We start from the raw sequence: 13,536 nt of genomic DNA, 5'->3' as shown, positions 1-13,536 counted from the left end.
GGCTCTTTGAAGCAGAATAGGAGGCAGACCTCATGAACGGTATTACCGAGGCACTCCGCAGCGGATCAAGACTTGCAGAAGATTATATCTGTTCAAGAGATGCTGCGCGTGGCCTTTACGAGTATGACATTCGCTGGGAATCAGGACTTCAGGCGCGTGCCGAGTGGCTGGACCAATCGGAAAACACACGTATTGATCGTCGTGATCTGGCAGAGTATTTACGTATATATAATAAGCGGGTAAACGACCATGGAGAGGTTCATGCGTCCATCACACGTCTTGCAGAACAAGATGCACTAGTGGTTACAGGAGGACAGCAGAGCGGTCTGCTCACCGGACCACTGTTCGTCATATACAAAGCTGCCAGTGTAGTGGCAGCTGCGCGTGAAGCGGAAGAAAAACTGCAACGCCCGGTAGTCCCAGTATTCTGGATTGCCGGTGAAGACCATGACTGGGATGAGGTTAACCACACGTATCTGCCTGATCATCAGGGAGACATGAAGAAGGTCAAGTTACAAGGACGATTCGCAGGAAGGGATTCTGTGAGTAATGTTCATGTGGATTCGCAGCAGTGGGTGAATGTACTCGAACAGGTGGAACATCTTTTACCTGATACGATACATAAACCAGGACTGATGAAATGCATCACAGAGATCCATCAATCCAGTTCGAATCTGAGTGATGCATTTGCCCGCATGATATCTGCCTTGTTTGCCAGTAGTGGACTTGTTCTAATGGATGCATCGGATCCAGATTTACGCAGGTTGGAACAGCCCGTGTTTGAGCGGTTGATACGAAAAAATGCAGTGCTGCGCAACGCATACACACAAGGTGCTTCGCTGGTACAACAAGCTGGTTATGCTATGCCTGCCGAAGTAGCAGAGGATGGAGCCAATCTGTTCTACATTCATGAAGGTACGCGTCTACTCTTGTTGTTGAAGGACGGTTTATATAGTGATCGCAAAGGTTTGGTTTCTTTCACAGAGGAACGTTTGCTTCAGGAACTGGGAGAACATCCGGAGCGCTTCAGTAACAACGTATTGACACGACCATTAATGCAAGATTCCGTGTTGCCTGTAGCCGCTGTTATTTTGGGGCAAGGTGAAATTGCATATTGGGGTTTGACTCGGGAAGCATTCCGTCAGTTCGGCCTGCAAATGCCCATTTTGTTGCCGCGGTTGTCTTTCACCATTATGGAAGATATTCATCACAAACATATGAAACAATATGGACTTTCTTTTCAGGATGTTCAATATCATATGGAAGAAAAGAAAGAGCAGTGGCTCGCACAGCAGGAGACGTTCCAGGTAGATGAACAGTTTGACAAGGTTCAGGAAGCGTTTCTTGATCTGTATGGACCGTTGCTTGATGAGATCGCGGAGATTCATCCGGGGCTGGAACGAATTGGCGATACCAATTTGAATAAAATTAACGAGCAGATGCAGTATCTGAAACAGCAGACTCACAAAGCTATCGAAGATAAACATAACGTGAGTCTAAGGCACTGGAACGGCATTCAGAACTCCTTATTCCCAACGGGCAAACCACAGGAACGAGTACATAATGCACTCTTTTACCTGAATCGTTATGGCACCGAGTGGATCGATGAACTGATTAAGGCCTCAAGCGAATTCCTTGGAGAGCACAAGGTCATTGCACTCTAGAGCCCTTTATAATAGAAGAAACACATAAATGAGGAGGATATGAAATGACTACACCTGCGTTGCAAAACAGTATTGTTAAAGATATGGGACTCGCTTCAGAGGGTCACCTGAAAATTGATTGGGTAGAAGCGCATATGCCGGTACTGAACCGCATTCGTCGCCAGTTCGAACAGGATCTGCCCTTCAAAGGTTTGAAGGTTGCCATTTGTCTTCATCTGGAAGCGAAAACAGCTTACTTAGCAAAAGTGATCCAAGCGGGTGGTGCAGAAGTAACAATTACGCACAGTAACCCATTGTCTACACAAGATGATGTTTGCGCAGCATTGGTGGAAGACGGCGTTACGGTGTATGCGAAGTACAATCCGGAGCCTGCGGAATTCAAATCATTGCAACTGCGTGCGCTTGAGGTGAAGCCTGATCTCATTATTGATGATGGTGGAGACTTTGCAACCATTATTGCATCCGAGCGCCCTGACCTCGCAGCAACCATTCGCGGAGGAGCAGAAGAAACGACAACGGGTATTATTCGTTTGAAAGCATTGGCGAAAGAAGGCCAAATGAAGTTTCCGATGGTTGCGGTTAATGACGCATACTGCAAGTATCTGTTTGACAATCGCTACGGTACGGGACAATCTGCATTCGACGGGATTATTCGTACAACCAATCTGGTTATCGCTGGTAAAAACGTAGTGGTAGCAGGTTATGGCTGGTGTGGTAAAGGTGTAGCGATGCGCGCCAAAGGTCTTGGTGCGAATGTGATCGTAACCGAGATCGATCCAATCAAAGCGGTAGAAGCACACATGGACGGATTCCGGGTCATGACGATGGTGGAAGCCGCCAAATTGGGCGATTTCTTTATCGCAGTTACAGGCAATAAGGATGTTATCACAGGTGAGCATTACGATGTGATGAAGGACGGAGCGATCCTGAGTAATGCGGGTCACTTTGATGTTGAAGTGAATAAACCTGAACTGGCTAAACGTTCGGAATCGATTCGCACAGTTCGTCGCAACATTGAGGAATATCGTTTCAAAGACGGTCGTAAAATGTACCTTCTTGCAGAAGGTCGTCTTGTGAACCTGGGTGCAGCAGATGGTCACCCTGCCGAAATTATGGATACGACGTTTGCTCTGCAGGCGCTTGGTCTGCGTTATGTAAGTGAGAATTATGAAAACTTGGGTAAAAACGTTGTTAATGTACCTTATGATATTGACCAGCAGGTTGCCAGCTATAAACTTGAAAGCCTGAATATTGGCATCGACTCCTTGTCAGCTGAGCAAGAGAAATACCTGGATAGCTGGAAATTTTAAGCACTATCCAATAATTACAAGCTGATGAAATGGTTCAATAGGTATAGAATGGTTTATTGATGATATGGCTCATGTGCGGGTATACATACGATTGCCCGTTTAAGGGAAGCGTCTTTGATCCTGAGTGACAGGATCAAGGACGTTTTTTTTATGCTGAAAAATTAAAAAATCAAGTCATGCAAGAAGGGTTTTGATTTTTTTGTGCGAATCTATTATGCTTAGGTGGTGGAAAGTGGGGCAAAGTGGGAGAAACGGGTGAGGAGTGAGTGGGCCAATGTTTATGGGGGAGTTCCAACATAGCATTGATGATAAGGGTCGGGTTATCATTCCGGCTAAATTCCGCGAATCTCTGGGACCGTCTTTCGTTGTCACACGGGGTTTGGACCAGTGTCTTTTCGTGTACCCCATGGAGGAGTGGGGGGTCATGGAACAGAAGCTCAAAGCACTGCCATTGATGAAATCTGATGCACGTGCGTTTACCCGGTTTTTTTTCTCGGGTGCAACCGAATGTGAACTGGACAAACAGGGCAGGGTAAATCTGCCGGGCAATTTAAGAGAGTATGCCAAGCTGGACAAGGATTGTGTTGTTCTTGGCGTGTCGAACCGGGTGGAGATTTGGAGCAAAGGCATATGGGAGAGTTATTTCAATCAATCCGAAGAAGCATTCAACGACATTGCCGAAAAGCTGGTCGATTTTAATTTTGATTTATAAAGTCAGGAGGGGTGCAGGTTGTTTCACCACATAACCGTACTCAAAGAAGAGGCAACAGAGGGATTAAACATCAAGCAGGACGGTATATACGTGGACTGCACTTTAGGCGGTGGCGGACATAGCTCCGTGATTGCTTCCAAGCTTGGTCCAGGGGGACGTCTGATCGCACTTGATCAGGATGATTGGGCTTTGGACAATGCTCGTGAGAAGCTCGCAGCTTATGGAGAACGTGTAACATTGGTGAAAACCAATTTTCGGGATCTGGAACAGGTACTCAAGGATCTGGATGTACCAATGATGGATGGTGTGCCACAGGTCGACGGTATTTTGTACGACTTGGGTGTGTCATCTCCACAATTTGATGAAGGAGAACGTGGATTCAGTTACAATCACGATGCTCCGCTCGATATGCGAATGGACCAGGATGCAATGCTGACGGCCAAAGAGATTGTGAATGATTGGCCAGAAGAAGAGATTGCTCGAATTTTGTATCGCTATGGTGAAGAGAAGTTTTCAAGAAGAATTGCCCGTGTTATCGTCGGAAAACGAGCGCAGTCTACCATTGAGACGACAGGTGAACTCGTGGAACTGATCAAGGAAGGCATCCCGGCGGCAGCTCGACGTACTGGTGGACATCCTGCCAAACGCAGCTTCCAGGCATTACGCATTGCCGTCAACGATGAGTTGGGTGCCTTTGAAGAAGGCTTGCATCAGGCTGTTCGTTGTCTGGCACCAGGAGGACGTGTATCTGTTATTACCTTCCACTCCCTTGAGGATCGGATATGTAAACAGATTTTCAGCAGTTATCTGGAAAAATGTACATGTCCACCCGATTTTCCGTTGTGTGTATGCGGCGGCAAGGGGACCCTGCGTTTAGTTAACAGAAAACCGTTGATTCCAACGGAAACGGAATTGACCGAGAATTCACGTGCTCGTTCAGCCAAGCTGCGCGTAGCCGAGAAATTGTAGATCAAGAGTGGAGGAGAGAATCGGAGTATGGCATATACACGTGGTAATCTCGCTGTAAAAGAAAAAGCGTCCCAGGAACGTGTGACCCAGCAACGATACAAAGAAACCACCAAAGTGGTGACCCGTCGTACGGGGCTTCCGGCACGTGAGAAGATTTTGTATCTGATTACCCTTGTTGCAGTTATCCTTGTTGGAGGAGCCTTGATGTCTCGTTATGCTCATATCTATGATCTGAACAAGCAGGCTCAGTCCACTATTTCGGATATCAAGGGGTATGAAAAGACGATTGCAGACCTGCAGGTGGAAAAAGAAACATTGAACAACCAGGTCATCGAAAATGCAAAACAACTGGGTTACGTTGAAGCTTCCGGTAAGGATGTCATTTATGTACCTCGCTCAACAAGTACGAAATCAACTGGTACTGAGTCGTCCTCCAATACAGCAAGCAGTAAGTAAAGAGGTGTTCCGATGATAAAAAGAATAAAGATGCGCACGTTGCTTATAGGGGGATGTATTACCCTCTTTTTTCTTGTACTCGTAACCCGAATCTTTTTCATTCAAGTTGTGAATGGCGGTGTATGGCAGGAACGGGCAGCCGGTTTGGTAGAGCGGGAACAGACGATTAAAGCTGCACGTGGAACGATTACGGATCGAAATGGTAACATTTTAGCTACTGATGCGCCTGCGTATACGGTTTCTGTTAATCCGTTATTAATTAATGAACTCGGAATTCAGGATGTTGTTACGGAGAAGCTCTCTGCCCTGCTTGGGAAAAATGAGAGTGAGATGCGTGCTTTGGTCACAGCCAAAAAGGAAGATGGTAAGTTTTTTCAGCAGCGTGAAGTACGCAGTGAAGGATATAAAATAAGTCCCGAACTTGCGGCACAAGTCAACGAATTGCGTGAAGAACTGCAAGATGAATATAAGGCGCGTAATGCAATTGTGATGGCTCAGGAGTCGAAGCGTTTTTACCCTGAAGAAACACTTGCTTCTCACCTCTTGGGATATATGAGCCGTGACGGGAAAGCTGTCAATGGACTTGAAGTCTCATATGATGAAGCACTGACAGGTACAGATGGATATCTGAATTATCAGAAAGATGCCAAAGGCATTAAACTTCCGGATTCACAGGATAACTATCTGCCACCTCAGAACGGTAAGAACCTTACGCTGACCATCGATGATACGATCCAGTTCTACATTGAGGATGCAATGAAAGAAGCCATTGCCAAGTATAATCCACTGAGCATGACGGTCATTGCTGCGGACCCAAACACAATGGAGATTCTAGGGATGGCGAACTGGCCAACCTTTAATCCGAATACGTATGGGAGTACACCTGATCAAAAGAATTTTATCAACCATGCTACTCAATCCATCTATGAGCCAGGTAGTACATTCAAAATAGTTACGCTAGCAGGGGCTGTTGAAGAAAAACTCTTTGATCCCAATGCAAGTTTTGAATCGAAACCGACCTATATTGGCGGATATACAATTAGTGATAACGGTCATTCTTACGGACGAATATCCTACCTTGAAGGTGTAAAACGCTCCAGTAACATTGCTTTTGTTAATCTGGGTTACAACATGCTTGGCGGGGAACGTCTGCGTCATTACATAGACGAATTCGGTTTCGGGAAAAAGACGGGCATTGATCTGCCGAATGAAGCGGCATCACCAATTAAACCACTGGTTTTCAAATCAGAGATTGCCACCGCTGCTTATGGTCACGGTCTTGTACAGGTAACACCAATTCAACAGGTCGCAGCCATCTCTGCGATTGCTAACGGCGGCAAACTGCTGGAGCCACATCTGGTGAAGGAGATCAAGAACCCGAATGATGGGACAACGGAAGTGATCAAACCCAAAGTTGTTCGTCAGGTGATTTCCAAGGAATCTTCCAAACTGGTGAGTGGTTATCTGGAACAAGTGGTTGCAGACCAAACGATTGGTACCGGTCGTAACGCCTATATTGAAGGTTACCGTGTAGCTGGTAAGACAGGTACAGCAAGAAAGGTTGTTAACGGAGCATACAGCAAGTCAAAAGACGTTGTATCGTTTATTGGATTCGCGCCCGTGAATAATCCGAAGATTGCTATACTTGTTGTCATTGACCAACCGGATGGAACCAACATTGGGGGAGGAACTGCAGCTGCCCCGGTGTTCAAAAAGATTGTCAGCCAGACTCTTCAATACATGGGAATACCCAAAGATACAGCCAAAACTCCTGACAAAAAGTCAAAAGAAGTCTCTGTCGTGCAAGCCAAGGCGCCTGACTTGAGTGGCAAGACAGCCAAACAAGCCAGAAGCCAGCTTCTAAGCGCAGGTATTGCTTATGTGACTCTTGGTCAAGGTGATAACGTAATTCGGCAGTATCCGGTTGCTGGCGCCTCTATGAATCCAGGCCAACGAATCTATCTGCTAACGGAAGAAAGCAGCAAGATGAAGATTCCCGATCTCACAGGTGAATCTCTCCGTGATGCCCTTGAAGTACTTTCGCTCATGAAGGTGGGGGTTACGGTCAAGGGTGAGGGCTATGTTGTGAAGCAAACCGAGCAGGTCGCAGGTGAGCAGAGAACTGTACAGTTGAACTTGCAAACTGCCAAAGCTGCAGTGACAGGTATAGCCGATGAGGCTCCGATCTCTTCTGATCCGTCGTCAGAAGCTGAAGTGAAGGAACAAGAGGCTTCGGCCGGAGAAGCTAAAACCGACGAAACAGACGGAACAGAAGAAACAGATAACAACAAAGCTCCTGCCAATGAATCCGAATCCTCTGACGATCCAGCAACAAACGGAGCTTCGCTTCCTTAAGGAGCTCTGACAGCTTGTTCTAACCCCCGGTTGTCCTGAATATTCATGAATGGAACGAATGTCATGATTTTGGGACGAGTGGGGGGATCTTTTCGTGAAGGGATCAAGCGTAAATCTGCGACGCAGGTTGCTATGGAGTTTAATGATTTTAGTTTTGTTATTTTCGGCCCTGATGATCAGGCTTGCTTATGTACAGCTCGGGGAAGGCCCTGAATTGTCAGCAAAAGCAGAAGAATCCTGGCGGCGTAATATTCCTTACTCAGCCAAGCGGGGGGAGATCCTGGATCGAAATGGAACCTCTCTGGCCTATAATGTGACAACACCAACCATTATGGCCATTCCGGCTCAGGTTAAAGAAGCTGAATCGACAGCTAAAGCGCTGGCTCCATTGCTTGGGATGACGGAAGAAAAAGTGCTGGCAACCATCAAGAAACGAGAACTCATTGTACGACTACAACCCGGCGGCCGCAAAATTACGATGGAGAAAGCTCAGCGCATCCGTGATTTGAAGCTTCCGGGTATCGTTGTTGCTGAGGACAATAAACGTTTTTATCCTTATGACGATTTGGCTGCCCATATTCTTGGTTTTACGGGCATTGACAATCAGGGCTTAACAGGTGTCGAGAAGAAATATGATGATAAGCTGAATGGTTTGAATGGCAGTGTGTCCTACTTGTCCGATGCGGCCGGAAGGCTAATGCCGGGCTCATCCGAGAAGTATGTGGAACCGAAGGACGGCCTTAACCTCAAGCTGACCATTGATAAATCCATTCAGTCCATCATGGAGAGAGAACTGGATCAGGCCATGGTGAAGTTCCAGGCGAACTCAGCATTGGCCATAGCGATGAATCCCAAAACGGGTGAAATCTTGGGGATGTCCAGCAGGCCGGGATACGAACCTGCCGATTATCAGCAATATCCAGCGGAGATATACAATCGGAATTTGCCGATCTGGATGACCTACGAACCGGGCTCCACATTTAAGATCATTACCTTGGCGGCGGCGCTTGAAGAGAAAAAGGTCAATCTGCAACAGGATCAATTTTTTGATCCCGGATATGTTGAGGTGGGTGGAGCCCGTCTGCGTTGCTGGAAAAAGGGCGGCCATGGAAGTCAGACATTCTTACAAGTTGTGGAGAACTCATGTAACCCGGGCTTTGTGGCTTTGGGGCAGAGGCTGGGCAAAGAATCGTTGTTCTCCTACATTAAAGACTTCGGCTTTGGCACCAAGACAGGGATCGACCTCAGCGGAGAAGCCAGTGGAATTCTGTTCAAACTGTCCAGAGTGGGACCTGTCGAGCTTGCAACAACGGCTTTTGGTCAAGGTGTATCGGTAACGCCCATTCAGCAAGTAGCTGCTGTGTCAGCGGCCATCAATGGGGGGAAACTTTACAAGCCTTATGTTACGAAAGCGTGGGTCCATCCGGTCACAGGGGAAGTTATGGAAGAAGCCAAGCCGGAACTGGTTCGTCAGGTGATCTCGGAGAATACATCCAAACAAGTACGTGAAGCACTCGAGAGTGTTGTCGCAAAAGGTACCGGGCGTCCGGCATTCATTGATGGATACCGGGTCGGTGGCAAAACAGGTACAGCCCAGAAGGTTATCAACGGACGTTATTCCTCGACTGAGCATATCGTATCTTTTATCGGATTTGCACCAGCAGATGATCCACAGATTGTGGTCTATACCGCAGTTGATAATCCCAAAGGAATTCAGTTTGGAGGTGTGGTTGCCGCCCCGATTGTGCAGAACATCCTTGAAGATGCACTGCATTATATGAATGTACCTGTTCGGAAGGATCAGGTCGCAAAAGAATACAAGTATGGTGAAACCAAAATCGTGACAGTCCCAGACCTGACAGGAGCTACTGTTGAAGATCTGTACGAAGACCTGAACATGAATTTTATGCTGGCGAAGTCTGGCAGTGGTAAATACGTGATTAATCAGGCACCTAAACCTGGGGCGAGGGTAGATCAGGGATCAACCATCCGCATTTATATGGGGGATGTACTGAACGATGCACATGATCACACAAAGGATGAATAACGGGGCTTAGGGGTAGTTTGAAGCTTCTGGCGCAACAAAATTCATCCAGGTGCGTTTCATTATTGGGTTGTATTGACGATATTAATAAATACAGACATATGTTAAAACAGAAGTATAATTGGAAAAGTGAGGTTATTCATGTGCTTTTAAAACAATTTGCATCGATGCTGACCACCGCCCGCCTCGTGGGCGAATCAAATACAGAATGCCAAAACCTTCAGACAGATTCCCGGCAGGTAAAACCGGGTGATCTGTTTATCTGTCTTCCGGGACATACGGTAGATGGTCATGATTATGCAGAAAAAGCTGTAAATGCTGGTGCAGTCGCATTGGTGGTTGAACGGCAGCTGGATCTGCCTGTACCACAATTGCTGGTGAAGGACAGCCGGTTTGCGATGGCTGTTCTGGCAGATTTCTTTTTTGACTCGCCAAGCCAGAAGATGAATATGATTGGTGTAACGGGAACGAACGGAAAAACAACGACCACCTATTTGATTGAAAAAATCATGAGTGATTACGGACGCAAGACGGGATTGATCGGTACTATTCAAATGCGGTATGACGGTCGCACCTACCCGATGTCAGGAACAACACCAGAGGCGCTTGATCTGCAGCGTAGTCTGCACGATATGGTTCAGAAGGGTACGGACTGCTGTGTTATGGAAGTTTCTTCTCATGCATTGGAACAAGGGCGAGTAAAGGGAACAAATTTCCGTACTGCGGTATTCACTAACCTGACGCAGGATCATCTGGACTACCACCATTCCATGGAGGAATATCGCGGGGCCAAAGGATTGTTCTTTGCACGTCTGGGTAACGGTTATACGGAAGATGTTACACAGCGTAAATTCGCTGTCATCAATGTAGATGATCCGGCTGCGGCTTATTTCATCTCTGTGACTGCGGCTGAAGTGATTACATATGGCATGGGTGAAAAGGCGGATGTACGCGCATCCCAAATCTCAATCACGTCTCAGGGAACTTCTTTCCACGTGGATACATTTGCAGGCAGCGCGGATATTCGATTGCGCATGGTAGGCAAATTCAATGTGTACAATGCAATGGCAGCAATTTCTGCAGCGCTGGTGGAAGGTATTCCGCTGGAAGAGATCAAGCGCAGTCTGGAGACGGTTCCGGGCGTGGATGGACGTGTTGAAGGAGTGGACGAAGGACAGCCATTTGCTGTTATTGTCGATTATGCCCATACACCGGATGGACTGGAGAATGTGCTGCGGACGGTGAAGGAATTTGCCGAAGGACGTGTAATTTGCGTGTTTGGTTGTGGTGGTGACAGGGACCGTACCAAACGCCCTCTCATGGGGAAAATTGCTGCGAATTATAGTGATTTTGTACTGGTTACTTCCGATAATCCACGGACAGAAGATCCGGATCTGATTCTCAAAGACATTGAACAGGGCCTGATTGAAGAATCCGTTCCTGCTGAACGTTATACGATGATTGTGGATCGACGCCAGGCGATTCATGAAGCTATTGAAATGGCAAGCCCAGCCGATGTAGTATTGATTGCGGGCAAGGGTCACGAGACCTATCAGATTATCGGCACAACCAAAACCGATTTTGATGACCGAATCATAGCCAAAGAAGCGATAAGGGGCAAATCCAATTGATAAAAAGAACATTGGCACAATTGGCCGAGATGTGTGGAGGAACATTAAGTGACGTTGCCGCTCATGGCAATGTAATGGTGGAAGGGGTGTTTACCGATTCGCGTAAACCTCTGGAAGGCAGTTTATTTATTCCTCTAGTGGGTGAAAGGTTTGACGGACACGAATTTGTGCAAGCCTGTCTAGAGAAGGGGGCTGCAGGCGCGATCTGGCAAAAGGATCATGGTATTCCGCCACAAGGAGCTGTCATTGTTGTTGACGACACACTTGTCGCACTGCAAGCACTCGCATCTGCTTATCTAACGGAGAATAAAGCGGCTGTTGTTGGCATTACAGGCAGCAACGGCAAGACAACAACAAAGGACATCGTTGATGCCATTCTCTCAACGACGTTCAAAGTGCATAAGACGCAAGGCAACTTTAATAATCACATTGGTTTACCACTGACTGTACTAAGCATGGACCCGGATACCGAGATTATCATTTTGGAGATGGGTATGAGTGGTCGCGGGGAAATTAACGAATTGTCGGTTATTGCTCAGCCAGATGTAGCGATTATAACCAATATTGGTGAATCTCATCTGCTTCAGCTGGGGTCCAGATTGGAGATTGCCAGAGCCAAAGCCGAGATTGCCGCGGGATTGAAGTCTGGCGGGTTACTGATATACAACGGAGACGAGCCTTTAATTGCACAAGTCCTTGAAGAGCCCGCAACGAAACAACCTGAGGGATTGCAGCGGTTTACATTTGGTCTGCAAACCGATAATGATGACTATCCTACCGGACTTATGAATGCGCAGAACGGCGTAGTTTTCACCACCAAACAGTCTGGAGAACATGCATTTACGCTACCTCTGCTAGGAACGCATAATGTCGTTAACTGTCTGGCTGCTTTGGCAGTAGCTCGTCATTTCAAAGTGACGACGGAGCAGATTGCAGCGGGATTGTCTCGCTTGAAACTGACAGGCATGCGTATTGAGGTTACTCAAGGCGTTAGTGGTCTAACCCTGCTGAATGATGCATACAATGCAAGTCCAACCTCCATGAAGGCCGCAATCGATGTATTAGAAGGTCTGAAAGGATACCGTATGAAAGTGGCTGTGCTTGGTGATATGCTTGAACTTGGTCCTCAAGAGCAGGATCTGCATCTTGGAATTGGTGAGTATATTACCTCTGCCAAAATGGACATGGTGCTCGTATATGGCCCGCTATCAGCACATATTGCTGAAGGAGCAAGAAAGCATATGCCGGCAGAGGCTGTGCATGCTTTTATAGATAAAGAAGAAATGACCCGTTATCTACTGGAGAAACTACATCCCAGAGACGTTGTCTTGTTCAAAGCCTCAAGAGGCATGAAGCTGGAGGACGTGGTCGAAGCACTACAAATAGCACCATTACAGAATCGAGTAGACTAGAGGGGTGAACCCATGGATTTTCAGGTATTACTGTTAACAATCGGTGTTTCATTTATTCTGGCGGTGATTGCCGCACCGCTCCTGATTCCGCTGTTACGTCGAATGAAATTCGGACAGCAAGTTAGGGAAGATGGGCCTCAGAGCCATTTGAAAAAAAGCGGAACACCTACAATGGGTGGAGTCGTCATTTTAGTTGCGTTCACATTGGCCTTTTTGAAATTTTCGGCAGTCAAGAATACAGACTTTTATGTCTTGCTTGTGGCTACGCTGGGATTTGGGCTAATTGGCTTCCTGGATGATTACATCAAAATTGTGTTCAAACGTTCGCTGGGACTGACGGCCAGACAAAAAATGCTGGGCCAATTGTTCTTCAGTGCAGTGATGTGTTTCTTGCTGATCCAGAATGGACACAGCACAGCCATCTCTATTCCGGGTACGTCATTTTCGTTCGACTGGACCGGATGGTTCTATTATCCGTTTGTCGTATTCATGATGCTTGCCATTACCAATGCGGTTAACTTTACCGACGGTCTGGATGGTTTGCTGTCAGGGGTAAGTGCAATTGCCTTTGGCGCGTTTGCCATTGTGGCGATGCAAGCCACGTCGATGCCGGCAGCAGTGTGTGCAGCAGCGATGATCGGAGCTGTACTCGGTTTTCTGGTATACAATGCACATCCGGCCAAAGTGTTTATGGGCGACACCGGTTCTCTGGGTATTGGCGGTGCGATTGGTGCGGTAGCGATTGTAACCAAGACAGAGCTTCTATTTGTTATCATTGGCGGTATTTTTGTTATCGAGATCCTGTCTGTCATCATTCAAGTGGTATCTTTCAAGACTCGTGGCAAGCGTGTATTCAAAATGAGCCCCATTCACCATCACTTTGAATTAAGTGGTTGGTCAGAATGGCGGGTTGTTATTACCTTTTGGGCGGTAGGCGCAATTTTGGCCGCTCTTGGACTTTATCTCAACAAGGGGTTGTAGAT

Annotated in this window: 10 protein-coding genes; all 10 read left to right on the top strand. The window is 47.0% G+C overall.

The window, feature by feature from the left end:
- Positions 1–32: 32 nt before the first annotated feature.
- The 10 genes from bshC to mraY all read left to right on the top strand — a co-directional run bounded on the left by bshC (position 33) and on the right by mraY (position 13,534).
- Positions 33–1,664, top strand: coding sequence for a bacillithiol biosynthesis cysteine-adding enzyme BshC (bshC, locus tag MKY92_RS20830; RefSeq protein WP_339297480.1), 1,632 nt, complete (start codon positions 33–35; stop codon positions 1,662–1,664).
- A 44-nt stretch (positions 1,665–1,708) separates the two neighbouring features.
- Positions 1,709–2,974, top strand: a complete 1,266-nt coding sequence (locus tag MKY92_RS20825; RefSeq protein WP_339297479.1) for an adenosylhomocysteinase — start codon at positions 1,709–1,711, stop codon at positions 2,972–2,974.
- Positions 2,975–3,248: 274 nt separating this feature from the next.
- Entirely contained in the window at positions 3,249–3,686 is a 438-nt protein-coding gene (mraZ, locus tag MKY92_RS20820) for a division/cell wall cluster transcriptional repressor MraZ (protein WP_017687291.1), read from the top strand.
- A gap of 18 nt (positions 3,687–3,704) precedes the next feature.
- Positions 3,705–4,655, top strand: a complete 951-nt coding sequence (gene rsmH, locus MKY92_RS20815; protein ID WP_339297478.1) for a 16S rRNA (cytosine(1402)-N(4))-methyltransferase RsmH — start codon at positions 3,705–3,707, stop codon at positions 4,653–4,655.
- Positions 4,656–4,682: 27 nt separating this feature from the next.
- On the top strand, positions 4,683–5,111 hold the full coding sequence (locus MKY92_RS20810; protein ID WP_036674831.1) for a hypothetical protein: 429 nt from the start codon (positions 4,683–4,685) through the stop codon (positions 5,109–5,111).
- A gap of 12 nt (positions 5,112–5,123) precedes the next feature.
- Positions 5,124–7,466 carry a penicillin-binding transpeptidase domain-containing protein gene (locus MKY92_RS20805; RefSeq protein WP_339297477.1) on the top strand — a complete coding sequence of 781 codons (2,343 nt, stop codon included), beginning with the start codon at positions 5,124–5,126 and terminating at the stop codon, positions 7,464–7,466.
- A 94-nt stretch (positions 7,467–7,560) separates the two neighbouring features.
- On the top strand, positions 7,561–9,513 hold the full coding sequence (locus MKY92_RS20800) for a stage V sporulation protein D (RefSeq protein WP_237174383.1): 1,953 nt from the start codon (positions 7,561–7,563) through the stop codon (positions 9,511–9,513).
- A gap of 140 nt (positions 9,514–9,653) precedes the next feature.
- Complete coding sequence (locus MKY92_RS20795) at positions 9,654–11,141, top strand: UDP-N-acetylmuramoyl-L-alanyl-D-glutamate--2,6-diaminopimelate ligase (protein ID WP_339297476.1); 1,488 nt, start codon at positions 9,654–9,656, stop codon at positions 11,139–11,141.
- Positions 11,141–12,553, top strand: coding sequence for a UDP-N-acetylmuramoyl-tripeptide--D-alanyl-D-alanine ligase (gene murF, locus MKY92_RS20790; RefSeq protein WP_339301863.1), 1,413 nt, complete (start codon positions 11,141–11,143; stop codon positions 12,551–12,553). Before MKY92_RS20795 ends, murF begins: the two co-directional genes overlap by 1 nt.
- Before the next feature lie 12 nt (positions 12,554–12,565).
- The gene (gene mraY, locus MKY92_RS20785) at positions 12,566–13,534 is read left to right on the top strand and encodes a phospho-N-acetylmuramoyl-pentapeptide-transferase (RefSeq protein ID WP_047843751.1); all 969 of its coding nucleotides are present in this window, start codon (positions 12,566–12,568) and stop codon (positions 13,532–13,534) included.
- Positions 13,535–13,536 lie beyond the last annotated feature (2 nt).

Origin of the sequence: Paenibacillus sp. FSL R5-0623 (genome assembly GCF_037974265.1) — a bacterium.
Taxonomy (GTDB): Bacteria; Bacillota; Bacilli; order Paenibacillales; family Paenibacillaceae; genus Paenibacillus.
This window is presented reverse-complemented; position numbering and strand designations above follow the sequence as displayed.

Coding starts and splice junctions, on each gene's coding strand:
- bshC (WP_339297480.1), top strand. CDS start 33: ATGAACGGTATTACCGAGGCACTCCGCAGCGGATCAAGACTTGCAGAA.
- MKY92_RS20825 (WP_339297479.1), top strand. CDS start 1,709: ATGACTACACCTGCGTTGCAAAACAGTATTGTTAAAGATATGGGACTC.
- mraZ (WP_017687291.1), top strand. CDS start 3,249: ATGTTTATGGGGGAGTTCCAACATAGCATTGATGATAAGGGTCGGGTT.
- MKY92_RS20810 (WP_036674831.1), top strand. CDS start 4,683: ATGGCATATACACGTGGTAATCTCGCTGTAAAAGAAAAAGCGTCCCAG.
- MKY92_RS20805 (WP_339297477.1), top strand. CDS start 5,124: ATGATAAAAAGAATAAAGATGCGCACGTTGCTTATAGGGGGATGTATT.
- mraY (WP_047843751.1), top strand. CDS start 12,566: ATGGATTTTCAGGTATTACTGTTAACAATCGGTGTTTCATTTATTCTG.